Annotated in this window: 18 protein-coding genes and 1 tRNA gene; 15 read left to right on the top strand and 4 right to left on the bottom strand. The window is 66.3% G+C overall.

The features are described from left to right. Positions 1–156 precede the first annotated feature (156 nt). The 3 genes from ACX9NE_RS06360 (at position 157) to ACX9NE_RS06350 (ending at position 3,674) form a co-directional block, all read left to right on the top strand. Positions 157–885: a ZIP family metal transporter gene (locus tag ACX9NE_RS06360; RefSeq protein WP_459360657.1), complete on the top strand. Its 729-nt coding sequence runs from the start codon at positions 157–159 to the stop codon at positions 883–885. A 144-nt stretch (positions 886–1,029) separates the two neighbouring features. After that, positions 1,030–2,502, top strand: coding sequence for a biotin carboxylase (locus ACX9NE_RS06355; protein WP_459360856.1), 1,473 nt, complete (start codon positions 1,030–1,032; stop codon positions 2,500–2,502). Next, a complete protein-coding gene (locus tag ACX9NE_RS06350; RefSeq protein ID WP_459360658.1) occupies positions 2,499–3,674 on the top strand; it encodes a serine hydrolase domain-containing protein in 1,176 nt (391 codons plus the stop codon). Before ACX9NE_RS06355 ends, ACX9NE_RS06350 begins: the two co-directional genes overlap by 4 nt. 213 nt (positions 3,675–3,887) lie before the next feature. Here ACX9NE_RS06350 and ACX9NE_RS06345 read toward each other — a convergent pair. After that, positions 3,888–3,961: transfer RNA gene (locus ACX9NE_RS06345), tRNA-Arg, on the bottom strand. Positions 3,962–4,148: 187 nt separating this feature from the next. Between ACX9NE_RS06345 and lipQ the strand changes: the two genes are divergently transcribed. The 9 genes from lipQ (at position 4,149) to ACX9NE_RS06300 (ending at position 19,623) form a co-directional block, all read left to right on the top strand. Next, complete coding sequence (lipQ, locus tag ACX9NE_RS06340; RefSeq protein WP_459360659.1) at positions 4,149–5,408, top strand: esterase LipQ; 1,260 nt, start codon at positions 4,149–4,151, stop codon at positions 5,406–5,408. 176 nt (positions 5,409–5,584) lie between these two features. After that, entirely contained in the window at positions 5,585–7,051 is a 1,467-nt protein-coding gene (locus ACX9NE_RS06335) for a WS/DGAT/MGAT family O-acyltransferase (protein ID WP_459360660.1), read from the top strand. A 77-nt stretch (positions 7,052–7,128) separates the two neighbouring features. Continuing rightward, a complete protein-coding gene (locus ACX9NE_RS06330) occupies positions 7,129–8,856 on the top strand; it encodes an HAD-IB family hydrolase (RefSeq protein WP_459360857.1) in 1,728 nt (575 codons plus the stop codon). An 8-nt stretch (positions 8,857–8,864) separates the two neighbouring features. Then, positions 8,865–11,216 (top strand): glycerol-3-phosphate 1-O-acyltransferase, encoded by a 2,352-nt coding sequence (locus ACX9NE_RS06325; RefSeq protein WP_459360661.1) that lies wholly within the window; start codon positions 8,865–8,867, stop codon positions 11,214–11,216. Between the two features lie 128 nt (positions 11,217–11,344). After that, positions 11,345–11,821 carry a single-stranded DNA-binding protein gene (locus tag ACX9NE_RS06320; RefSeq protein ID WP_459360662.1) on the top strand — a complete coding sequence of 159 codons (477 nt, stop codon included), beginning with the start codon at positions 11,345–11,347 and terminating at the stop codon, positions 11,819–11,821. 64 nt (positions 11,822–11,885) lie between these two features. Beyond that, a complete protein-coding gene (ettA, locus tag ACX9NE_RS06315; RefSeq protein WP_459360663.1) occupies positions 11,886–13,562 on the top strand; it encodes an energy-dependent translational throttle protein EttA in 1,677 nt (558 codons plus the stop codon). Between the two features lie 150 nt (positions 13,563–13,712). Further along, positions 13,713–18,563: an NAD-glutamate dehydrogenase gene (locus ACX9NE_RS06310; protein ID WP_459360664.1), complete on the top strand. Its 4,851-nt coding sequence runs from the start codon at positions 13,713–13,715 to the stop codon at positions 18,561–18,563. Next, positions 18,560–18,973, top strand: a complete 414-nt coding sequence (locus ACX9NE_RS06305; protein ID WP_459360665.1) for an acyl-CoA thioesterase — start codon at positions 18,560–18,562, stop codon at positions 18,971–18,973. The genes ACX9NE_RS06310 and ACX9NE_RS06305 overlap by 4 nt, the downstream gene beginning before the upstream one ends. After that, a complete protein-coding gene (locus ACX9NE_RS06300) occupies positions 18,961–19,623 on the top strand; it encodes a hypothetical protein (protein ID WP_459360666.1) in 663 nt (220 codons plus the stop codon). The genes ACX9NE_RS06305 and ACX9NE_RS06300 overlap by 13 nt, the downstream gene beginning before the upstream one ends. 22 nt (positions 19,624–19,645) lie before the next feature. Here ACX9NE_RS06300 and ACX9NE_RS06295 read toward each other — a convergent pair whose 3' ends face one another. The 3 genes from ACX9NE_RS06295 to ACX9NE_RS06285 form a co-directional block, all read right to left on the bottom strand. Next, positions 19,646–20,662: an NAD(P)/FAD-dependent oxidoreductase gene (locus tag ACX9NE_RS06295; RefSeq protein WP_459360858.1), complete on the bottom strand. Its 1,017-nt coding sequence runs from the start codon at positions 20,660–20,662 to the stop codon at positions 19,646–19,648. A gap of 65 nt (positions 20,663–20,727) precedes the next feature. Beyond that, positions 20,728–22,299, bottom strand: coding sequence for a glycoside hydrolase family 13 protein (locus ACX9NE_RS06290; RefSeq protein ID WP_459360667.1), 1,572 nt, complete (start codon positions 22,297–22,299; stop codon positions 20,728–20,730). Next, a complete protein-coding gene (locus ACX9NE_RS06285; protein WP_459360668.1) occupies positions 22,299–22,694 on the bottom strand; it encodes a globin in 396 nt (131 codons plus the stop codon). Before ACX9NE_RS06285 ends, ACX9NE_RS06290 begins: the two co-directional genes overlap by 1 nt. A gap of 131 nt (positions 22,695–22,825) precedes the next feature. On the opposite strand from ACX9NE_RS06285, the gene ACX9NE_RS06280 reads away from it, so the two are divergent. The 3 genes from ACX9NE_RS06280 to ACX9NE_RS06270 all read left to right on the top strand — a co-directional run bounded on the left by ACX9NE_RS06280 (position 22,826) and on the right by ACX9NE_RS06270 (position 24,215). Next, positions 22,826–23,473 (top strand): HNH endonuclease, encoded by a 648-nt coding sequence (locus ACX9NE_RS06280; RefSeq protein WP_459360669.1) that lies wholly within the window; start codon positions 22,826–22,828, stop codon positions 23,471–23,473. Positions 23,474–23,536: 63 nt separating this feature from the next. Then, complete coding sequence (gene ctaJ / locus ACX9NE_RS06275; protein WP_459360859.1) at positions 23,537–23,761, top strand: aa3-type cytochrome oxidase subunit CtaJ; 225 nt, start codon at positions 23,537–23,539, stop codon at positions 23,759–23,761. Beyond that, the gene (locus tag ACX9NE_RS06270) at positions 23,748–24,215 is read left to right on the top strand and encodes a DUF5130 domain-containing protein (RefSeq protein ID WP_459360670.1); all 468 of its coding nucleotides are present in this window, start codon (positions 23,748–23,750) and stop codon (positions 24,213–24,215) included. Before ctaJ ends, ACX9NE_RS06270 begins: the two co-directional genes overlap by 14 nt. Positions 24,216–24,349: the final 134 nt, after the last annotated feature.

Here is a 24,349-nt window from a genome sequence, read left to right as displayed (position 1 = left end):
GACCAGTGAGGTCAAGGCCGGGCCCGGTGGGCAGCCGTGGGCCGGGCGCCACTGCCGGAGTCGCCGCCGGGGTGGCAGGATCTGTGAGCACGGTTGACGTGTAGATCGCTCCTATCGTCAGCTCTGGCGCGCTCGATAGCAGAGAGGGTCCCCTCGGTGGCTGTTCTCGTGGCCCTCGGATCTTTCATCACCACGTTGCTGGGTGGCTACGCGGCACTGCGGATCGGCTCCTACCGTTCTCTGGTGCTCGGGCTCGCGGCCGGGTTGATACTTGGTGCGGTGGGTTTCGACCTGTTACCCGAAGCGTTGACTCCGCAGTTCTGGCGGCTGTTCGGCGTCCCCGCTCCCTTGGTGGCTTTCGTGGGGGGCTTCTTGGTGCTGCATGTCATCGAGCGCAGCGTCGGCATTCATCGCGGCCGGATATCGACCGACAGTGAGGTCGTGGACGCACCGGCTGTCGGACTGCTGGCCGCGTGCGGGCTCGTCGGCCACAGCTTGATGGACGGGGTCGCGATGGGCGCCGCGTTTCAGGCCGGCCCCGGCGTGGGCGCGGTCGTGGCGGTGGCGGTGATCGGCCACGATTTCGCCGACGGCTTCAACACCTACACGGTCACTGCGCTGTACGGAAACGACCGTCGACGGACGATGACGCTGCTCGCGGCCGCCGCGCTCGCACCGGTGGTAGGTGCGGCCCTGACCCTTGCGGTGACGATTCCGCATCGGCTACTCGGTGTATGCCTGGGGTTTTTCGCCGGTTTCCTGATGTATCTGGCAAGTGCCGATCTCTTGCCGCGAGCGCTCACCGGACAGCGAACTCCCACCACGGTGGCGTGCACCGTCGGCGGTGCCCTGTTCATGCTGCTGATCGTGGCTCTGGCGGGCTGACATGTGCGCGCAACACGACCGGCCCGCGTGTGCGCTGTCGAACGCCCCCGTCCACACTTGGGGAATGAAGTTGAGTCGTGCGACCGCAGCCACCCTGACCGCACCGCACAAGCCGGAGCTGTGCCTGAAGTCGGCGCGGCCCGCGTGACGGCGCCCGCCGACGGTGCGCGCCGCCCGCTGAGCGGCCTGTCGGACGTCCGCGCGTTCTTTCACACCAACACCGTGCCGCTGTACTTCATCTCGCCGACTCCGTTCAACCTGCTGGGCATCGACCGCTGGATACGAAACTTCTTCTACCTGACCTATTTCGACTCCTTCGAGGGCACACATTCGCGGGTGTTCGTGCCCCGGCGGCGGGATCGCCGTGATTTCGATTCCATGGGGGACGTGAGCAATCACCTGCTGTCGGATCCCGAGACCCTCGAGTTCATCGCGGGCCGGGGCCCCGGTGGCAAGGCCTGCTTCGTGATGCTCGACAGCGAGACCCAGGTCCTGGCGAAGCAGGCTGGTCTGGAGGTCATGCACCCGCCGGCCGAACTGCGCAACCGCCTGGGTTCCAAGATCGTCATGACCCGCCTGGCCAACGAGGCAGGTGTGCCTAGCGTGCCGCACGCGATCGGGCGGGCCGGCTCCTACGACGAGCTCCTCGCGCTCGCGCAGAACGCCGGGTTGGGCGATGACCTGGTCATCTCGATCGCTTACGGCAACGCAGGCAGCGGAACGTTCTTCGTGCGTGGGCAGCGCGACTGGGACGAGCACGCCGCCGAGTTGACCGCGCAGCCCGAATTCAAGGTCATGAAGCGCATCCGCAATGTCGAGGTGTGCCTGGAAGGCACCGTGACCCGCCACGGGACCGTCATCGGTCCGGCCATGACGAGCTTGGTCGGTTATTCGGAGCTCACCCCGCACCGGGGTAGCTGGTGCGGCAATGACATCTGGCGCGAGGTGCTGCCGCCGGACCAGACGCACGCCGCGCGGCAGATGGTCGCAAAGCTGGGCGACATCCTGAGCCGCGAGGGTTACCGCGGCTACTTCGAGGTGGACCTGTTGCATGACCTGGACACCGGCGAGCTCTACCTCGGTGAGGTGAACCCCCGCTTGAGCGGCGCCAGCCCGATGACAAATCTGACGACCGAGGCCTACGCCGACATGCCGCTGTTCCTCTTCCACCTGCTGGAGTACATGGATGTGGAGTACGAGCTCGATATCGAAGGCATCAACGCGCGCTGGGAGCGTGGCTATGGCGAAGATGAGGTCTGGGGCCAGGTGATCATCACGGAGACATCGCCGGAGGTGGAGCTCTTCACCGCGACGCCGCGCACCGGGGTATGGCGCATCGACGACGACGGCCGCGTCTCCTTTTCGCGCACCGCCAACGACTGGGCCACGCTGCTCGACGGGTCGGAGGCCTTTTACCTGCGGGTCGCCGCGCCCGGTGACTTGCGCTCCGAAGGCGCCCAGCTCGGCGTCCTGGTCACCCGCGGTCATCTGCAGACCGACGATTACCAGCTCACCGAGCGTTGTCGGCGCTGGGTCAACGGCATGAAGGCGAAGTTCGTCTCGACACCGTTGACCCCGGCAATGCCCATCGTGTCGCGGCTCGTCGCACGCGCGTGAGTGTCCCGGCCGGCGTCTCTCTGGACAACTGGCTGTCGCCGCCCCACTCGCACTGGTCGTTCCAGCATGTCGAAGACTTTGTGCCGACCGCGGTGATTTCGCGCGGATCGGGGCCGGTCGCGGTCATGCCCGAAGCCGGCAGCCCGCTGGCTGAGATCCCGTTGATCAGCACTGACGGGTCAGCCACCACGGTAGGCGCGGTGATGGTCGCCACGGCCACCGACGGGTGGGCAGTCGCGCACCGTGGGGTCATGGTGACCGAGGAATACCTCGGCGGCATGAACGCCACGACCCGGCACCTGTTGTTCTCGGTGAGTAAGTCGCTGGTGGCGGCCGTCGCCGGGGCACTGCATGGCGCCGGAGCGCTGGACGTCGACGCGTCGGTCACGACATACGTTCCCGCACTGGCGAATTGCGGCTACTCGGGCGCGACCGTGCGTCAGCTGCTGGACATGAGGTCAGGCATTGCGTTCTCGGAGAACTACGACGACCCGGCCGCGGAGATCCATCTGCTCGACCAGGCGATGGGGTGGGCGCCCAGGAGCCGGCCGGACGCCCCCGCCACACTGCGCGACTTCCTGCTGACCCTGCGGCAGAAGTCGCCGCACGGCGGAGCGTTCGAATACCGCTCGTGCGAAACCGACGTACTCGGCTGGATCTGTGAAGTCGCGGCGGCGCAGCGGATGCCCGCCTTGATGTCGGAGCTGGTGTGGAGCCGGATCGGCGCCCAGGCAGACGCCACCATCGGCATCGATACGACGGGCACCGGGCTGTTCGACGGCGGCATCAGCGCCTGCCTGACCGACATGATCCGGTTCGGCGCGCTGTTCTTGCACGACGGCATGTCGCTGACCGGCGAGCAGGTGGTGTCGCCGGCATGGGTCCGCGACACGCTGCAGGGTGGGCCTGACTCGCGGCAGGCCTTCGCGGTGAACCCCGACAACAACGACATGCCCGGTGGCATGTACCGCAACCAGATGTGGTTCCCCTGCCCGGGCAGCAACCTCGTGCTGTGCCTGGGCATGTGCGGTCAGATGATCTACGTCAACCGCGCGGCCGAGGTGGTCGCCGCCAAGCTGTCCACCCAGGCGCACTCCCACGAGCCGCACATGTTGGATGCGCTGCGCGCATTCGACGCGGTGGCCCAGGAGTTGGCCGCGAGCGCCGGCTAGCCCGCGCGGGCCCGCCCGCTTTCCGCTCTGACCAGCGCATTTCATCGCCGGTACGGCATTGCTTCAGCACCGTTTGACATGAATCGGGCAGGGTATCCCGGCATGCGACTCGCTGAGGAGGAACGTGTTGACCAGGACGGTGTTGCAGACGCCCCCGAATTATGAGCCCCATAGGTCACTTGCGTCACTGCAGATCACAGGCGACGCACTCGGTGCCCCCGGCACGACTCGAACGTGCGACCTAGGGATTAGAAGGCCCTTGCTCTATCCACCTGAGCTACGGAGGCAATGCGCAGGTCAGTCTATCGAAAGGCGAAAAAGCAAGCGGCGCAGGCGACACGACCCGCTCGAAAAGTGTTTGAGTGAGCCGGAAATCGGTTATGGTGTGAGCCTCGACACACGTACAACATCGGCCGGCCATCGGTCGTTAACCGCAACGAGGCGTGTGCCTGACGTCGAGGGGTGTGCTTAGCAATGTGCATTGCCAGTGTGACTTCGCGGTGCTCGCGAGCGGGCGCCGAGGCGTTGCGCCAGGGCGCGCAGCTCGCATCGGATGCCCGGGATACCTACCGGGCCGGGTCGGTGTTGCTGCGCGGGTCGCCCTTCGCCGTCGGGTGGATCGCCGGATGGCTGGCCACCGAGTTCCCGCCGCATGTCCTGACCGGGCACGCGTTGTCCCGGGTCGCACCCCCGTCCATCAACCGGGTTGCAACCACCTGGGCGGCGCAACGCGCGGACCACGCCCTGACCGCGGCCCTGGAGCAATCCTTCGGCCGGGATTTCCGTGACCAGGTGTTCCACCCCACCACCAACCCGGCCCTGAGCGTGCGGCGCGGAATTCTGCCGAAACCCAAGCCCGGCCCGCGCCGCCGCTACGCCGCCAAGACGTCGGACATCTCCTACGGTCCGGGCGGCAGTGAGCATCTGCTCGACATCTGGCGCCGTCCCGACCTGGCCCCCGGTCACCGGGCACCCGTACTCATCCAGGTCCCGGGCGGCGCCTGGAGCGTCAACGGCAAGCGCCCGCAGGCGTACACCTTGATGAGCCGGATGGTCGAACTCGGCTGGATCTGCGTCTCGATCAACTACAGCAAGAGCCCCCGCGCCAAGTTCCCGGCGCACATCATCGACGTGAAGCGCGCCATCGCGTGGGTTCGGGAGAACATCGGCGACTATGGCGGGGATTCCGACTTCATCGCGATCACCGGTGGATCCGCGGGCGGTCACCTGGCCTCCCTGGCGGCGCTCACCCCCAACGATCCGATGTTCCAGCCCGGGTTCGAACGCGCCGACACGACTGTGCAGGCGGCGGCGCCCTACTACGGCGTCTACGATTTCACCGACTTCGACAACATGCACGAGCTGATGCTGCCGTTCCTCGAGCATTTCGTGATGAAGGCCCGTTTCGCAGAGGAGCCGGAACGCTTCGCCGCGGCATCGCCGATCTCCTATGCGCACCGCGACGCACCGCCGTTCTTCCTGTTGCACGGCGACAAGGATCAACTGGCGCCCATCGGCCAGGCCCGCGCCTTCTGCGCCGCCCTGCAGGGCGCCGGCGCACCGACGGTCGCCTACGCCGAGCTCGCCAACGCCCACCACGCCTTCGACATCACGCCGACGGTGCGGTCCCGGTTGGCCGCCGATGCCGTCGCCGACTTCCTGGGTGTGGTCTACGGCAGTCGGGAGAGCGCGCTGATGGGGTCGTTGGCGCTGTCCGCTACTCCTGCCAGCTGAGCGGCCAACGCGCGGGCTGCCACGCGTTGTGCCGGAGAGCATCCTCACTTTCACCACCGCCGCAACCGGACTAGCGTTGGGTTGTCATTCTGGTGGCGGGGCCTGACAGCAGGAGGATTGATCAGCGGTGACAGGGTTGACGTGTCGAGTTGTCCGGCTTCCGGGGGGTTGTCGCCGTGGCTGAGGCCGTGGGGCTGTCTGACGAGCTGGGGCCGGTTGACTATCTGCTACATCGGGGCGAAGCGAATCCACGCACCCGCTCGGGCATCATGGCGCTGGAACTTCTCGACACCACGCCGGACTGGGATCGTTTCCGGTCCCGCTTCGAACACGCTTCCCGCAAGGTGTTGCGGCTGCGGCAGAAGGTGGTGGTACCGACACTGCCGACGGCCGCTCCTCGGTGGGTGGTCGATCCCGATTTCAATCTGGACTTCCATGTACGTCGGGTGCGGGTAGCCGAACCCGGCACGCTGCGCGAGGTGTTCGACCTTGCCGAAGTGATGTTGCAGTCGCCGCTGGACATCTCCCGGCCGCTGTGGACGGCGACTCTGGTCGAAGGCCTGGCCGACGGGAAAGCGGCGACGCTGCTGCACCTGAGCCACGCGGTCACCGACGGAGTGGGCAGCGTCGAGATGTTCGCCGAGATCTACGACCTGGAGCGGGACCCGGCTCCCAGGCCGGTGCCTCCGCAACCCATTCCGCAGGATCTGACCCCGAATGACCTGATGCGTCAAGGCATCAACCATCTCCCGATGGCCATCGTGGGCGGGGCGCTGGGCGCCTTGACCGGTGCCGTGTCGGTGGCCGGCAAAGCCGTGCTGGACCCCTTGTCCACAGTCTCGGGAATCCTCGGCTACGCCACTTCCGGTGCACGGGTGTTGAACCGTGCCGCCGAACCCTCGCCGCTGCTGCGCCGGCGCAGCCTGACCAGTCGCAGCGAAGCGATTGACATCCGCCTTTCCGACCTGCACAAGGCGGCGAAGGCCGGCAGCGGATCCATCAACGACGCCTACCTCGCCGGACTGTGCGGAGCGCTGCGCCGCTACCACGTCGCTCTCGGCGTGCCGATCAGCACGCTGCCGATGGCGGTTCCGGTAAATCTGCGCGCCGAAGGAGATGCGGCCGGCGGGAATCAGTTCACCGGAGTCAACCTCGCCGCGCCGGTCGGCACCGCCGACCCGGTGGCCCGGATCAAAAAGATCCGCGCGCAGATGACGCAACGCCGCGAAGAGCCCGCGATGAACATCATCGGGTCCATGGCGCCGGTGCTCAGCGTGCTGCCCACCGCCGTGCTGGAAGGAATCAGCGGCTCGGTGATCGGCAACGATGTGCAGGCCAGCAACGTCCCGGTATACCCGGGCGACACCTACATCGCCGGTGCAAAGATCACGCGGCAGTACGGCATCGGCCCGTTGCCCGGCGTGGCGATGATGGTGGTGCTGATCTCCCGTGGCGGTTGGTGCACCATCACCGCGCGCTATGACCGGGCGGCGGTGCAAAAGGACGAGTTATTCGCCCGGTGCCTGCTGGAGGGTTTCGATGAGATTCTCGCGCTGGCCGGCGAGCCGCCACCGCACGCGGTGGCGGCGTCGTTCGAACCCGAGCGGGCACGTGCCGCCTCGCGATCGGTGTCAGGATCGTGAGCACTCCAGGCGAGAAAGAGACGGCAACCCCGCAGCAGAACAAGGATTTGCGGTTGCCCGGGTCGGTGGCGGAAATCATGGCCAGTCCACCGGGCCCGAAGGTGGGAGCGTTCTTCGACCTGGACGGCACCCTGGTGGCCGGCTTCACCGCAGTGATCCTCACTCAGGAGCGGCTGCGTCGCCGCGACATGGGCGTGGGCGAGCTGCTGAGCATGATTCAGGGCGCGCTCAACCACACCCTGGGGCGCATCGAATTCGAGGAACTCATCGGCAAGGCATCGATGGCGCTGGCCGGCCGCCTACTGGACGACCTCGACGAGATCGGCGAGCGGTTGTTCCACCAGCGCATCGAGTCCCGGATCTACCCGGAGATGCGGGAACTCGTGCGCGCGCACGTCGCGCGGGGCCACACCGTGGTGCTGAGCTCGTCGGCGCTGACCATTCAGGTCAACCCGGTGGCGCGATTCCTCGGCATCAGCAACACACTCACCAACAAATTCGAGACCAACGAAGACGGATTGCTGACCGGCGGGGTGATCAAGCCGATCCTGTGGGGACCGGGCAAAGCCGCTGCGGTGCAACGGTTTGCGGCTGAACACGACATCGACTTGAAGGACAGCTACTTCTACGCCGACGGTGACGAAGACGTCGCACTGATGTATCTGGTCGGCAATCCGCGGCCGACGAATCCCGAAGGCAAGATGGCGGCGGTCGCCAAGCGGCGCGGCTGGCCGATCCTGAAATTCGACAGCCGTGGCGGGGTGGGGTTACGTCGCCAGATACGCACCCTGGCCGGCTTCAGTTCCATGGTCCCGGTGGCCGCCGGGGCGGTGGGGCTGGGTTTGCTCACCAGAAACCGACGGCGCGGGGTGAACTTTTTCACCTCGAACTTCTCTTCGTTGTTGTTGGCCACCTGCGGTGTGCACCTCAACGTCATCGGCAAGGAGAACCTGACCGCGCAGCGGCCCGCCGTGTTCATCTTCAATCACCGCAACCAGGTTGACCCGATCATCTCCGGTGCGCTGGTCAAGGACAACTGGGTCGGCGTGGGCAAGAAGGAACTGCTGCGCGACCCGATCATGGGCACGATGGGCAAGCTGCTCGACGGCGTGTTCATCGACCGCGACGACCCGGAGTCCGCGGTGGAGATGCTGCACACCGTCGAAGACCGCGCCCGAAACGGCCTGTCGATCGTGATCGCCCCGGAGGGCACCCGGCTGGACACCACCGAGGTCGGCCCCTTCAAGAAGGGGCCGTTCCGGATCGCCATGGCGGTGGGAATTCCCGTCGTTCCCATCGTGATTCGCAATGCTGAGATCATCGCGTCCCGCAACTCGACCACGTTGAACCCGGGCACCGTCGATGTCGCGGTGTTCCCGCCGATTCCGGTCGACGACTGGACGCTGGATACGTTGCCCGAGCGCATCGCCGAGATCCGCCAGCTCTACCTCGACACCTTGGCGGACTGGCCGTATGACGGGCTGCCCGAGGTCGAGCTGTATCGGCGGAAGGGTGGCTCCCCGGCCAGGAAGGCACCGGCCAAGAAAGCCGCTGCGAAGAAAGCTCAAGCGGCCAAGAAGGCGCCCGCCAAGAAGACTCCCGTGAAAAAGGCCGCCGCCGGGAAAAAGGTGCCCGCCAGGAAGACTGCGAAGAAAACGACTGCTGCGACAAAGGCTCCCGCCAAGAAGGCGCCGAAGCCGACGCCGGACGCCACACCGCACGAATCCAGCGTCGACCCGGTCTCCGTATCCGAGCGGCGACAGGCGAACTCAGATCACCCCGACTCGTCGACCTCCCAGCTCTGAGGCCCGCCGTGACCAAGCCGGCCGCCGACACCAGTGCAGTCCTGACTGCCGAGGATTCGCTGGTGCTCGCGTCCATGGACACTCCCGTCGAGATGGAGCTGATCATGGACTGGTTGGGCCAGCAGCGGGCCCGCCTGCCGCAGACCACCTTCGACGTGCTGAAGCTGCCGCCGCGCAATGCGCCACCGGGCGCTCTGACTGCGCTCGTCGAAAAACTTGAGTCCTGCGACGACCGGTCGATCGTGCCGGTCCGTGTCTTCTGGCTGCCCGCCGCCGACCGGGGCAAGGTGGCCAAGGTGGCCGCGCTGCTTCCGGGCCGGGATCCTTACCACCCCAATCAGCGTCAGCAACGGCGCATTTTGCGCACCGAGCCGTGGCGGGCCCGGGTGGTGGCCGGCGAGTCGGCCAGTGTCAGCGAACTTCGCCGGCAATGGCGCGACACCACCGTCGGGGAGAACACGCAGGACTTCGCGCAGTTCGTGACTCGGCGCGCGCTGCTGGCGCTGGCGCGGGCTGAGTACCGGATCCTCGGGCCGCAATACAAATCGCCGCGCTTGGTCAAACCGGAGATGTTGGCGTCAGCCCGATTCCGGGCCGGCTTGGAAAAGATCCCCGGCGCCACTGTCGAGGAAGCCGGCAAGATGCTCGATGAGCTGGCGACCGGGTGGAGCCAGGCATCGGTCGACGTGATCTCGGTGCTCGGTCGGCTGCTCAGTCGCGGGTTCGATCCGGAATTCGATTACGACGAATATCAGGTCGCCGCCATGCGCGCCGCCCTGGAATCTCATCCCGCGGTGTTACTGTTTTCCCACCGGTCTTATATCGACGGTGCGGTGATACCGGTTGCGATGCAGGACAACCGGTTACCGCCGGTTCATGTGTTCGGGGGTATCAACCTATCCTTCGGCGTGATGGGTCCGCTGATGCGCCGGTCGGGAACGATATTCATCCGGCGCAACATCGGCGACAACCGGCTGTACAAGTATGTGCTCAAGGAATACGTCGGCTACATCGTCGAGAAGCGGTTCAACCTGAGCTGGTCGATCGAGGGCACCCGCTCACGGACCGGAAAGATGTTGCCGCCCAAGCTCGGCCTGATGAGCTACGTGGCCGATGCCTATCTGGACGGTCGCAGCGAAGACATTCTGCTGCAAGGAGTTTCGATCTGTTTCGACCAGTTGCACGAAATCGCCGAGTATGCGGCGTACGCACAGGGTGCCGAAAAGACGCCGGAAGGCTTCGGCTGGCTCTACAACTTCATCAAGGCCCAGGGCGAGCGCAACTACGGCAAGATCTATGTCCGCTTCCCCGAAGCGGTGTCGATGCGACAGTATCTCGGGCCACCCAACGGCGCACTGGCCAACGATGACGGCGCTAAACGCCTTGCGCTGCAAAAGATATCGTTCGAGGTAGCGTGGCGGATCCTGCAGTCCACACCGGTGACCGCGACGGGTCTGGTGTCCGCGCTGTTGCTCACCACACGCGGGAGGGCGCTGACGCTCGATCAGTTGCACCACACCCTGCAGGACTCGCTGGATTACCTTGACCGCAAACACACCCCGGTGTCCACCAGCGCCTTGCGCCTGCGCTCGCGCGAGGGGGTACGCGCCGCGGTCGACGCGCTGTCCAACGGGCATCCGGTGACTCGGGTCGACAGCGGCCGGCAGCCGGTCTGGTACATCGCGCCCGCAGACGAACACGCCGCGGCCTTCTACCGGAATTCGGTGATCCACGCGTTTCTGGAGACCTCGATCGTCGAACTGGCACTGGCGCATGCCCGTAACGCCACCGGCGACCGGGTCGAAGCGTTCTGGGCTCAGGCGATGCGGCTGCGCGATCTGCTGAAATTCGACTTCTACTTTGCCGATTCGGCGGCCTTCCGGGCCAATGTCGCCGAAGAGATGGCGTGGCACCAGGATTGGGAAACCCACGTCGCCGCCGGGGGAGACAACATCGAGAAGATGCTGTACGCCAAGCGGCCGCTGATGTCAGACGCCATGCTGCGGGTGTTCTTCGAGGCCTATGAGATCGTCGCCGACGTGCTGCGCGACGTCGAGCCGGATGTCAGCCAGAAGGACCTGACGGATCTGGCGCTCGGGGTCGGTCGCCAATACGTGGCGCAGGGACGGGTGCGCAGCAGCGAATCGGTGTCGACGCTGTTGTTCGCGACCGCGTGGCAGGTGGTCGCCGACCAGGATTTGATTGCGCCGGCTGCCGATCTCGCTGAGCGCCGGATTGCCTTCCGTCGGGAACTGCGCGAAATCCTGCGCGACTTCGGCTATGTCGAGCAGGTCGCCCGTAACCAGTTCGTCGCCCGCGAATTCAAGATGCGGCAGGGCCGATCGCCAGAGCAGTCGTAGCCGGCTGTCCACAGTCGCGGCTTCATCCACAGCCGCACCGGGCACCGCGCCCGCACCGGTGTGTCTCGTCGGTGGAAGCGGGCTCAATGGGTCTCAACACCAGTACGACCCGAGAGAAAGTTGAGCCAATGTTCGAAACATGGATGACCATCGTCGGCCACATCGTCACCGATCCCCAGCGCCGCCGCGTCGGCAACGAAGAACTGATCAAGTTCCGGGTCGCGAGCAATTCCAGGCGACGGACCGCCGACGGCGGATGGGAGCCGGGGAACTCGCTGTTCGTCACGGTCAACTGTTGGGGGCGGCTGGTCACGGGGGTGGGAGCTGCATTGCTGAAGGGCGCGCCCGTGATCGCGGTGGGTCACGTCTACACCAGCGAGTACGAGGACCGCGACGGTAACCGCCGTTCGTCGATGGAGATGCGGGCCACAGCCGTCGGACCGGATCTGGCACGTGCGATCGTGCGTATCGAGAAGCCGAGTTACACCGGTCCGAATCCGGTGGAGGTTCCCGCCGCCGAGGGTGCCGGTGCAGTCGCCGAAGTGGCCGAGCCCGCCGTCGCCGGCAGCACCGACGAGGCCGGAGCGCTGCCACTGTCGGCCTAATGGTCCCGGGCGGTGCATAGGATGGTCCGCGGATATCCAAAGACCAGAAAGGCAACACCGCGGCATGGCTGAGTTCATCTACACGATGAAGAAGGTCCGCAAGGCGCACGGCGACAAGGTGATTCTCGACGACGTGACGTTGAGCTTCTATCCGGGCGCCAAGATCGGCGTCGTCGGCCCCAACGGGGCGGGCAAGTCGAGCGTCTTGCGGATCATGGCCGGACTGGACAAGCCGAACAACGGCGACGCTTTCCTGGCTACCGGAGCGACGGTCGGCATCCTGCAGCAGGAGCCGCCGCTCAACGAGGAGAAGACCGTCCGCGGCAACGTGGAAGAGGGCCTGGGCGAGATCAAGGTCAAGCTCGACCGCTTCAACGAGGTCGCCGAGCTGATGGCCACCGACTACTCCGACGAGTTGATGGAGGAGATGGGCCGGCTGCAGGAGGACCTCGACCATGCCGACGCCTGGGACCTGGATTCCCAGCTGGAGCAGGCCATGGACGCGCTGCGCTGCCCGCCGCCGGACGAACCCGTCTCGACCCTGTCCGGCGGCGAGCGCCGTCGGGTGGCGCTGTGCAAGCTGTTGCTGTCCAAACCGGACCTGCTGCTGCTCGACGAGCCGACCAACCACCTGGACGCCGAGAGCGTGCAGTGGCTCGAGCAGCACCTGGCCAGCTACGCCGGGGCCATCCTGGCGGTCACTCACGACCGCTACTTCCTGGACAACGTGGCCGAATGGATCCTCGAGCTCGACCGCGGCCGCGCCTATCCGTACGAAGGCAATTACTCGACCTACTTGGAGAAGAAGGCCGAGCGGATCTCCGTGCAGGGCCGCAAGGACGCCAAGCTGCAGAAGCGCCTGCAAGAGGAGTTGGCCTGGGTCCGGTCGGGCGCCAAAGCCCGTCAGGCCAAGAGCAAGGCGCGGTTGCAGCGCTACGAGGAGATGGCGGCCGAGGCGGAGAAGTCGCGCAAGCTCGATTTCGAGGAGATTCAGATCCCGGTCGGACCTCGGCTGGGTTCGGTGGTGGTGGAAGTCGAGCACCTCGACAAGGGCTTCGAGGGCCGGACCCTGATCAAAGACCTGTCCTTCACCCTGCCGCGTAACGGCATCGTCGGCGTGATCGGCCCTAACGGTGTCGGTAAGACCACGTTGTTCAAGACCATCGTCGGGCTGGAACAGCCCGACAGTGGCACCGTCAAGGTCGGCGACACCGTCAAGCTGAGCTACGTCGACCAGGCCCGCGCCGGCATCGACCCGAAGAAGACGGTGTGGCAGGTCGTCTCGGACGGGTTGGACTACATCCAGGTCGGGCAATCCGAAGTGCCGTCGCGGGCCTACGTGTCGGCGTTCGGGTTCAAGGGGCCCGATCAGCAGAAGCCCGCGGGAGTGCTCTCCGGTGGTGAGCGCAACAGACTGAATTTGGCATTGACGCTCAAGCAGGGCGGCAACTTGATCCTGCTCGACGAACCGACCAACGACCTCGACGTCGAGACGTTGAGCTCGCTGGAGAACGCGCTGGTCAACTTCCCCGGGTGCGCGGTCGTGATCTCCCACGACCGGTGGTTCCTGGACCGGACCTGCACCCACATCCTGGCGTGGGAAGGCGACGCCGACAACGAAGCCAAATGGTTCTGGTTCGAGGGCAACTTCGGCGCATACGAGGAAAACAAAGTAGAGCGGCTCGGCGCCGAAGCCGCGCGTCCGCACAGGGTGACCCACCGCAAGCTGACACGGGACTAATGTCATTCTCGCCACACGACGACGCGGCCGGAAACGACCGCGACGAAGTGGGAGGCAGTTGAGCACCACCCGCGACGATGCGGCCGGAACAACCGCAGCGACGTGGGGTACGAACCGAGCGGTATCTGTCGCGAGTGGGGAGCAGCCGGAATGACGATCGATCCCGGGGCCAAAGAAGACGTCGCGGCGTGGACCACGTTCACGCACGACGCCGAGATCCCTGACTGGGTGTTCGCGGCCTACCTGAACAGTTACCGAGGCCCGAGGGACGAGGGACGGCAGGGCTCCGGGGATTCCGCCTCGCTGGTCTCTGCCGGTGTGGTGGGGGCGCACTGCCAACTCGCACGACATCGGCCGGCCGGCCAGAGCGCGGTCGCGGTATACCCCGCCGACGACGCTGCCGGCTTCGGACCCGCTTTGCAGGTCGTCACCGACCAGGGCAGCATGCTGATGGATTCGGTCACGGTGCTGCTGCACCGCCTGGGTCTGTCGTACACGGCGATCATGACGCCGGTGTTCGAGGTGCACCGCGACCCGGCGGGCGAGCTGCAGCGCGTCGAACCGAAAGCCGATGACGCGTCGCCTTATGTCGGTGAAGCCTGGATTCACGTGCAGCTCTCGCCGTCGGTCGACCGAAAGGTCCTCGCCGAAGCCGAACGGCTGTTGCCCAAGGTCCTCGCCGACGTGCAACGCGTCGCCACCGACGCGACGGCGCTGATCGACACCCTTGGCGAGGTCGCCGCCGCCATCGACGACGATCCGCACGGCCGCTACACGGCACCGGACCGCCAGGAAGTCGCCGCGTTGCTGCGCTGGCTGAACAAGGGAAATTTCCTCCTGCTGGGCTACCAGCGGACGCGGGTGCACGACGGGTTTGTAGCTGGTGACGGCTCCAGCGGCCTTGGCGTGTTGCGGGCCCGCTCAGGCACCCGGCCCCGGCTCACCGACGAGTCCAAGCTGCTGGTGTTGGCGCAGGCCGCCGTCGGCAGCTACCTGCGCTACGGCGCATACCCCTATGCCATCGCGGTCCGTGAATACGCCGGCGGCAACGGCGGCGCCGGGGGCGGCGAAGTCTACGAGCACCGCTTCGTCGGACTGTTCACTGTCGCGGCGATGAACGCAGACGTGCTGGAGATCCCGATGATCTCGCACCGCGTTCGCGACGCGCTGACCCTGGCCGGCAGCGACCCCAGCCACCCCGGTCAACTGCTGCTCGACGTCATTCAGACCGTCCCGCGCCCCGAATTGTTCACGCTCAGCGCCGAGCGGCTCCTGACCATGGCCAAAGCCGTCGTGGACATGGGTTCGCAACGGCGGGCCCTGTTGTTCCTGCGTGCCGACCGTCTGCAGTTCTTCGTCTCCTGCCTGGTGTATCTACCCCGCGACCGCTACACCACCCCGGTCCGTTTGCAGATCGAGGACATCCTGGTTCGCGAATTCGGTGGAACGCGCCTGGAGTTCACCGCGCGTGTCAGCGAATCCCCATGGGCGCTCATGCATTTCATGGTCCGGCTGCCGGAGGGCTCGGCACCGGGATCCGTCGACATCTCCGAAGCCAACCGCACCCGCATTCAGGCGCTGCTCAGCGAGGCGGCACGGACCTGGGCCGACCGGCTGACCGCCGCGGCGCCGACCGCCGCCGTCAGTTACGCCGATGCCGAACACTATGCGTCCGCGTTCCCCGAGGCGTACAAGCAGGTGGTCAGCCCGGCCGAGGCGATCGATGACATCGCTGTCATCAAGGAACTCAGCGACGACTCGGTCAAGCTGGTGTTCTCCGAAGGCGACGAGCACGGTCTTGCCCAGTTGACCTGGTTCCTCGGCGGTCGCACCGCTTCATTGAGTCAACTGCTCCCGATGCTGCAGAGCATGGGCGTCGTCGTGCTCGAAGAGCGACCGTTCACCGTCATCCGGCCCGACGGGTTGCCGGTGTGGATCTACCAATTCAAGATCCAACCGCACCCCACCATCCCGCAGGCCTCCACGGACGAGGAACGCGAGGCGGGCGCACAACGCTTCGCCGACGCCGTCACCGCGATCTGGCAGGGCCGCGTTGAGATCGACCGCTTCAACGAGCTGGTGATGCGTGCCGGGCTGACCTGGCAGCAGGTGGTGCTGCTGCGCGCCTACGCAAAGTATCTGCGGCAGGCCAACTTCCCTTACAGCCAGTCCTACATCGAGTCGGTGCTCAACGAGCATCCCTCGACGGCACGGTCGCTGGTAGCCCTGTTCGAAGCGCTTTTCGACCCGAGATCGGCGGGCAGCGGCCGCGACGCGCAAGCGGCGGCGGCGGCGGTAGCCGCTGACATCGACGCGCTCGTCAGCCTGGACACCGACCGCATCCTGCGCGCCTTCGCGTCGTTGGTCCAAGCCACGCTGCGCACGAATTACTTTGTGACGCGCGAAGGGTCGGCCCGCAGCCGGGATGTGCTGTCGGTGAAGCTCAATGCGCAGTTGATCGACGAACTTCCGCTGCCGCGTCCGAAGTTCGAGATCTTCATCTATTCGCCCCGCGTGGAAGGCGTGCACCTGCGGTTCGGGCCGGTCGCCCGCGGCGGGCTGCGCTGGTCGGACCGCCGCGACGATTTTCGTACCGAGATCCTGGGTCTGGTCAAGGCCCAGGCGGTCAAGAACGCGGTCATCGTGCCGGTCGGGGCGAAGGGCGGCTTCGTCGTCAAGCGCCCGCCGTTGCCCACCGGCGAGGCTGCCGCGGACCGCGACGCCGCCCGGGCCGAAGGCGTCGCCTGCTACCAGCTGTTCATCTCGGGCCTGCTCGACGTCACCGACAACGTCGATCACGCCACCAAGGCGGTCCACCCGCCGCCGCAAGTGGTGCGCCGTGACGGCGATGACGCCTATCTGGTGGTGGCGGCGGATAAAGGCACCGCCACGTTCTCCGACATCGCCAACGACGTCGCCAAGGCTTACGGCTTCTGGCTCGGTGACGCGTTCGCCTCCGGCGGATCCGTGGGCTACGACCACAAGGCCATGGGCATCACCGCCAAGGGCGCGTGGGAGGCGGTCAAGCGCCATTTCCGGGAGATCGGCGTCGACACCCAGACCGAGGACTTCACCGTCGTCGGGGTCGGCGACATGAGTGGCGACGTCTTCGGCAACGGCATGTTGCTGAGCAAGCACATCAGGCTGGTCGCCGCCTTCGACCACCGGCACATCTTCCTCGACCCCAATCCGGACTCGGCGACCTCCTGGGTGGAGCGGCAGCGGATGTTCAACCTGCCACGGTCGAGCTGGGACGACTACGACAAGTCGCTGATCAGTGCCGGCGGCGGGGTTTACAGCCGCGACCAGAAGGCCATCCCGGTCAGTGCCGAGGTACGCGACGCTCTGGGTATCGACGGCTCGGGGGAAGAGGGGGTCACGGAAATGGCGCCGCCCAACCTGATCCGGGCGATCCTGCAGGCGCCGGTGGACCTGCTGTTCAATGGCGGTATCGGCACCTACATCAAAGCCGAATCCGAGTCCGATGCCGATGTCGGTGACCGCGCCAACGATCCGGTGCGGGTCAACGGGCATCAAGTGCGCGCCAAGGTGATCGGCGAAGGTGGCAACCTCGGGGTGACGGCGCGGGGCCGGGTGGAATTCGATCTGTCGGGCGGCCGGATCAACACCGACGCCATGGACAACTCCGCGGGCGTGGACTGCTCCGACCACGAGGTCAACATCAAGATCCTGATCGACTCGCTGGTGAGCGCCGGCAAGGTCAAGGCCGAGGAACGCACGGCGCTGCTCGAGTCGATGACCGACGAGGTCGGCAAGCTGGTGCTCCACGACAACGAGGACCAGAACGACTTGATGGGCACCAGCCGCGCCAACGCCGCCAGCCTGCTACCGGTACACGCCGACCTGATCAAGTACCTGGTGGCCGAGCGCGGCCTCAACCGCGAACTGGAAGCACTGCCGTCGGAGAAGGAGATCGCCCGGCGCACCGAGGCGGGCCTGGGGCTCACCTCGCCCGAACTGGCGACGCTGATGGCGCACGTCAAGCTGGCGCTCAAAGAAGACCTGCTCAACACCGAGCTGCCCGACCAGGACGTGTTCGCGTCCAGGCTGCCCGCCTACTTCCCGAAGCCGCTGCGGGAACGGTTCACCCCGGAGATCCGCACGCACCAGCTGCGCCGTGAGATCGTCACCACCATGCTGATCAACGACATGGTCGACACGGCCGGCATCAGCTACGCCTTCCGGCTCGCCGAAGACGTCGGTGTCCCGCAGATCCACGCGGTGCGGACCTTTGCCGCCACCGACGCCATCTTCGGTATCGACCACATCTGGCACCGCATCCGCGCCGCGAACCTGCCGGTCGCCCTGTCCGACCGGTTGACCCTGGACACCCGCCGGCTCATCGACCGTGCCGGACGCTGGCTGCTCAACTATCGTCCGCAGCCGCTGGCCGTCGGCGCCGAGATCAACCGGTTCGCCGCCAAGGTCAAGGCGCTGACGCCACGGATGTCGGAGTGGCTGCGCGGGGACGACAAGGCCATCGTTGAGAAGGAAGCCGCGGAGTTCACCGCCCAGGGCGCTCCTGCGGACCTGGCCTACCGCGTAGCGGCGGGGCTGTACCGTTACAGCCTGCTCGACATCATCGATATCGCTGACATCACCGAGATCGACACGGCCGAGGTGGCAGACACCTATTTCGCGTTGATGGATCGTCTCGGCACCGACTCGCTGCTGACCGCGGTGTCGGAGCTGCCGCGCACCGACCGATGGCATTCTTTGGCGCGGTTGGCAATTCGTGACGACATCTACGCTTCGGTGCGGTCTTTGTGCTTCGACGTGCTGGCGGCGGGGGAGCCGGATGAAAGTGGTGAGCAGAAGATCGCGGAGTGGGAACACATCAGCGCATCCCGGGTGGAGCGCGCACGGCGCACGCTCAACGAGATCCGGGAAAGCGGCGCCACAGATCTCGCGACGCTGTCGGTGGCGGCCCGTCAGATCCGCCGCATGACGCGCACCAGCGGACGGGCGTCTCCGGGATGAGCATCGGTTACGTCGCGGCGGTGCCGGTGCGGTGGTCGGACATCGACATGTACCAGCACGTCAACCACGCCACCATGGTCACCATCCTGGAAGAGTCGCGCGTCCCGTTCCTCAGGGAACCCTTCGGCGCCGACATCACCACCATCGGCCTACTGATCGCCGACGTACGGGTGACCTACAAAGACCAGTTGCGCCTCGTCGATTCGCCCCTGCAGGTGACGATCTGGACCAAACGGTTGCGGGCGGTCGACTTCACGCTGGGCTACGAAGTGCGGTCGGTCAACGCCGACCCGCTGTCCAAACCGGCCATCATCGCAGAGTCACAGCTGGCGGCCGTTCACATCGAGGAACAGCGTCTGGTGCGCCTGTCGCCTCATCATCGGGAGTATCTGCAACGGTGGATCAGGTAGCAGAACGGGGACTTTGGCTGTCCGATGCCGCCCACCGGGCGGATCTGGCCGCATTCGTCGATCACGCCCTGCGGCTCGACGACGCCGCGGTCATCCGGATCCGCGCCCGGTCCGCGGGGTTGCTGACGGCGTGGGTGGCAACGGGTTTCGATGTGCTGGCCGCGCGCGTAGTCGTCGGGAGAGTCAGACCTGACGACCTGTCGGCCGCCGCGGACGGGTTGGCGCGCGGGCTGGCCGCGGTCGACGAGGCGGGGTTCATCGACCCTGGTTTCGCGATGGACTCGGCGTGGCGCGGCGGGCTTCCGCCGGAATCCGGCTTCACTCACCTTGACGACGTGCCCGCGAAGCTGATGCTGGACCTGGCCCAACAGGGTGCGGAGCTGGCCAGAGAACACGGTGGTGCGCACGGGCCGCCGGTCTCGCTGCTCGACCAGGAGGTCGTCGAGGTCAGCTCCGGGGACGCGGTGGTGGGCGTGCCGATGCGTTGCGTATTTGCTTTGACGGCAATGGGTTTCCTGCCGCAGTCGGCTGATGCCATCGCCGACGACGAGGTGGTCCGGGTTCGGGTCTCACCGGCCTGGTTGCGCATCGACGCCCGGTTCGGGTCGGTATACCGGCGGCGCGCCCATGCGGCGCTGCTGGTGCGTTGAACCGTTGGAATCATCTCGAGTTCTACGCGCCGTAAACCATCCACAGCGGCAGCACGGAGTTCAGGTAATCCATGAACTTCTTGAGACCCACCCGGTGCTGACCGTAACCGTAGGGGTCTTCGGCGTATTCGGGAAATGCGATGCCGAGCCCGAACAGGCCTGGCGCGATGATGCCGTTCTGCGGGTTGTAATGCAGCGGTCCCCATTGCGGGGTGGCGGGCAGCGTTCTGGGCTCGAAGCCGACGGTGTAGACAGCGTGGTCGCACTCCCGCAGTTTCGCGTCGAACTCGGGACCGCAGACCCAGTACCGTTCCAAGCGGTCCGGATAAACGCCGTCGATGTTCTCCCGCGCCCACCGCGCTGCCCGGCCTTTGAGCCCGGTGTCGTCGAACAGAATCCAATCATCCAGGTAGACAGCGTATTTGAGCGGACTGCGGTAGAAGTTGAGCACCTTCGCGACAGGCAGCCGTAACAGGTGCGGCAGCACGATCATCGTTGAGTGCGAGGAGCCGAAGACGGCGACGGTGGCCCCCTGCAACGGCTGCTGCGCGAGCTGTTCGGGGTCGAGTGCCACGTCGACCGGAATCTCCCGGAGATGCGGGTAGGACAGACTTTTCGGAACGGCGCCGACCGCGAGAACCACGTTCTGCGATTCCACGTCACCGAGTGCGGTCTCGATCCGCCAGCGTCGTTGCGCCAAGTTCAGGGTCGTTGCCGTCGTCTGAACGGTATGCACCCGTTCGCGCAGCTGTCCAGTGATCCACAACAATGGATCGGCGACCAGGGCCAGGGCGCACGTCTCGTCCGGATCGACCTCGTGCAGCGGCAACGCCGGCGCCTCGGAAAATCGAAAGGCCTTGGAGCCGTTGAGGTATTCCAGGAAGGTCCCCGCAATGGTATTGCTCGACACCGACCGCCATTTGCCGCCCAGGTCACCCGCGCTGAAGGCGGGATCGATCCAGGCGATCTTGTCGTCGGGGATTCCGTGATCGAGCAGCCGTCCGACGGCGGCAATGCCCGCGGGTCCCGCTCCGACCACTGTCCATGCGTAGGGCGCCATGCATCACATATAGAGCAGGCGGTGACCAAAAGCGAAACGGCCGGCTACGCCAGCCAGGCGGCGCTGTCGGCCGGTAGCCCGCGACCAACCAGCGGCGCGCTGCTCAGGATCAGCTCTCCCGGCGGCAGCGCGACCGGGCGCGTGCCGGCATTCAGTACGCACGTCACTCCGCCGCGGCGGGTGAACATCAGCACGTCATCGGATGCCGGCCGCCAGTGGATTTCCGCGCCGCTGAATTCGGTGCGGCTCTTGCGCAATCCGAGGGCGGTACGAAAGAACGACAAGGTGGAATCGGGATCCGCCGATTGCCTTTCCACCGTCAGCGATACCCAGTCCGCCGGCATCGGCAACCACGTGTCGGGGTTGGCGGAGAACCCGAAGGGGGGAGCTTCCCCCGACCAGGGCAACGGAACCCGGCACCGGTCGCGGCCGCGCTCGGTGTGTCCCGAGCGTTCCCACGTCGGATCCTGCAGCACCTCGTCGGGCAGATCGACGTCGGGCAGACCCAGTTCTTCGCCGTTGTAGATGAACACCGCACCAGGCAGTGCGAGCATCAGCATCAGCATCGCCTTCGCCCGGCGCAGCCCGATCTCGCCGCCGCCGTACCGGGTGACTTCACGCCCCACGTCGTGGTTGGACAGGGTCCAGGTCGGTGTCGCCTGCTCCAGCGCCGCGGCCTCCAGTGAGTTCTGGACGGCCTCGCGGATCTCCGCGGCGTCGAATTCAGTGCGGGTGAGCCGGAAATTGAAGCCGAGGTGCAATTCGTCGGGGCGCACGTATTCGGCCCATTGGGCGTTGTCGTGCACCCACACCTCACCGACGGTGACCGCCGCGGGGTAGTCGTCCATCACCGCGCGGATGTCGCGGTGGATCGCGTGCACGTGCGGCCTGTTGAATCGCGGATCGTCATCGCGGTGGCGCAGTATCTCGACGTTGGCCTCGGGGGCGTCCGGCAGGCCCGGCGGCTTGGCCATGCCGTGCGCGACGTCGATGCGGAACCCGTCCACTCCGCGTTCCAGCCAGAACCGCAGTGTGTCCTCGAAGTCGTCGAAAATCTCCGGGTTCTCCCAGTTGAGATCGGGTTGTTCGGCGTCGAACAGGTGCAGGTACCACTGGCCGGGCTTGCCGTCCGCTTCGATGACCCGGGTCCAGGCCGGGCCGCCGAACACCGACTCCCAGTTGTTGGGCGGCAGTTCCCCGTCGGGCCCGCGGCCGTCGCGGAAGAAATAGCGGTCGCGCTCGGCGCTGCCCGGCCCGGCCGCCAGCGCGTCCTGAAACCACGGGTGCTGGGAGCTGGAGTGGTTGGGCACCACGTCCATGGTCACCCTGATGCCGCGCGCGTGCGCCGCAGTGATCAGCCGCTCGAAAGCGGCGGTCCCTCCGAACAACGGGTCGATGTCGCGCGGGTCGGCGACGTCGTAGCCGTGGTCGGCCATCGGTGAGACAGTGACCGGATTCAGCCAGATCCCGTCCACGCCAAGCCGTTCCAGGTGGTCCAGGTGGTCGGCCACGCCGTCGAGGTCGCCGACGCCATCCCCGTCGCTGTCGGCGAACGAGCGCGGATACACCTGGTAGAAGACCGCGGACTGCCACCACAGATCGTTTCCGCCGCCCATCAGAAGGCCGAGTTGACGAGGGAATGGGCCGCCATTTCCAGGTACTGCAGCAACTGACGGCGATGCTCGTCGTCCAGCGTCTGGGAATCGACCGAGGCGACCGCGGTGTGCATGCATCGCAGCCAGGCATCCCGCTCGATGGGGGTGATCCGGAACGGCATGTGCCGCATCCGCAGCCGGGGATGGCCGCGGCGGTCCGAATAGGTCCGCGGGCCGCCCCAGTACTGCTCGAGGAACATCCGCAGCCGTTCCTCGGCGCCGCTGAGGTCCTCCTCGGGATACAGGGGACGCAGTATCTCGTCCTCGGCGACCTGCTCGTAGAAGCGGCTCACGATCGCCGCGAAGGTCTCGGCGCCGCCCACGGCATCGTAGAAAGATTCCGGTGTTTGATCCATCGCACTCCATTGTGGTCCACCCGCGCACCGGGCCGCGATCCCTCCGGGTGTTCACCGGATTGACACGGCGTGGCTGACGCAATTGGCGTGCGATCGGCAGAGAATCGTGGTGGACTGTCGGCGGAGGATTTATGGCGCAGCGCAGTAAACGCCGCAGCCACCGCAGTTCCGGTGCCGCGGCAAACGGACCCGGCCCTGCGACCGCGTCGTGCCTGCACAGCGTTGACACCCATCCCCCCAACCGCTCGGAGACCGCATCGATCTGGAGTCGCCGGCGGGTGCTGCTGCTGAACTCCACCTACGAGCCGCTCACCGCTTTGCCGATGCGGCGCGCCATCGTGATGGTGATCTGCGGCAAGGCCGACGTGGTGCACGACGACCCGACGGGGACCTTCATCCACTCCGCGACCCGGTCGATCGCCGTTCCGTCGGTGATACAGCTGCGGTCTTACGTGCGGGTGCCCTACCGGGCCCGCGTCCCGATGACCCGGGCCGCGCTCATGCACCGTGATCGCTTCTGCTGCGCCTATTGCGGGGCCAAAGCCGACACCGTCGACCATGTAGTGCCACGCAGTCGGGGCGGTGACCACTCATGGGAGAACTGCGTCGCGTGTTGCTCGACATGCAATCACCGCAAAGGGGACAAGCTGCTCACCGAGCTCGGGTGGGTCCTGCGGCGCACGCCGGTGCCGCCGACCGGACAGCACTGGCGGCTGCTGTCCACGGTCAAGGAGCTGGACCCGTCGTGGGCGCGATACCTCGGTGAGGGCGCGGCCTGAATTATTGGGTGCTACCTGCGCCGGTTGAGGCTGTCGTGGGATACGGTTTGCGTCGTGAGCATGATGGAGATTCACCTCATCTTTATCGGCATCCCGTTCGGGCTGGCGATCGTCTTCGGGCTAATCTTCCTGACCCGCAAGAGCCCGCACCCGGCGACCTACGACCTGTCACAGAAGTGGACCCACGAGCCCATCCTGTGGGCCGCAACCGATGAGGCGGTCGGCGGTCACGGTCACGGTCACGGATCGGAGTTCACTGTTGGAGGTGGCGCAAGTGGCACGTGGTGAAGTAGCGACAGTCGACCCCGCGGACCTGCCCAGGGGCTGGGTTCTCACAACCAGTGGACGGGTCTCGGGGGTCACCGAGCCCGGTGAACTCTCGGTGCACTACCCGTTCCCGATCAACGACCTCGTCGCCGTGGACGACGCGCTGAAGTATGCATCGCGGGCGTCCAAGGCGCGGTTCGCCGTGTATCTGGGGGACCTGGGCGCCGACACTGCGGCGCGGGCCCGCGAGATTCTGGCGAAGGTCCCGACGCCGAACAACGCGGTGCTGCTTGCCGTATCGCCTAATCAGAGTGCGATCGAGGTGGTCTACGGGGCCGGGGTGCGGGGGCGTGGCGCCGAGTCGGCCGCACCGCTCGGAGTGGCCGCTGCCTCCTCGGCTTTCGAGCAGGGTCACCTGATCGACGGCCTGGTCAGCGCCATCCGGGTACTCAGCTCGGGGATCTCGCCGGCGTAGTGGGAGCCGATCGACGCGCCGAGTCGCCGCGCGCCGAACGTGCAGCCACGGCGAAGTTTCGGGCAGCTTTTCGCCCTGAGTTCACGCTCGACGCGGCCTGGGGGTTGCGTGCTACGTGACGACGGGTCGTTACG

The organism is Mycobacterium sp. ML4, from assembly GCF_054515735.1.
This window is presented reverse-complemented; position numbering and strand designations above follow the sequence as displayed.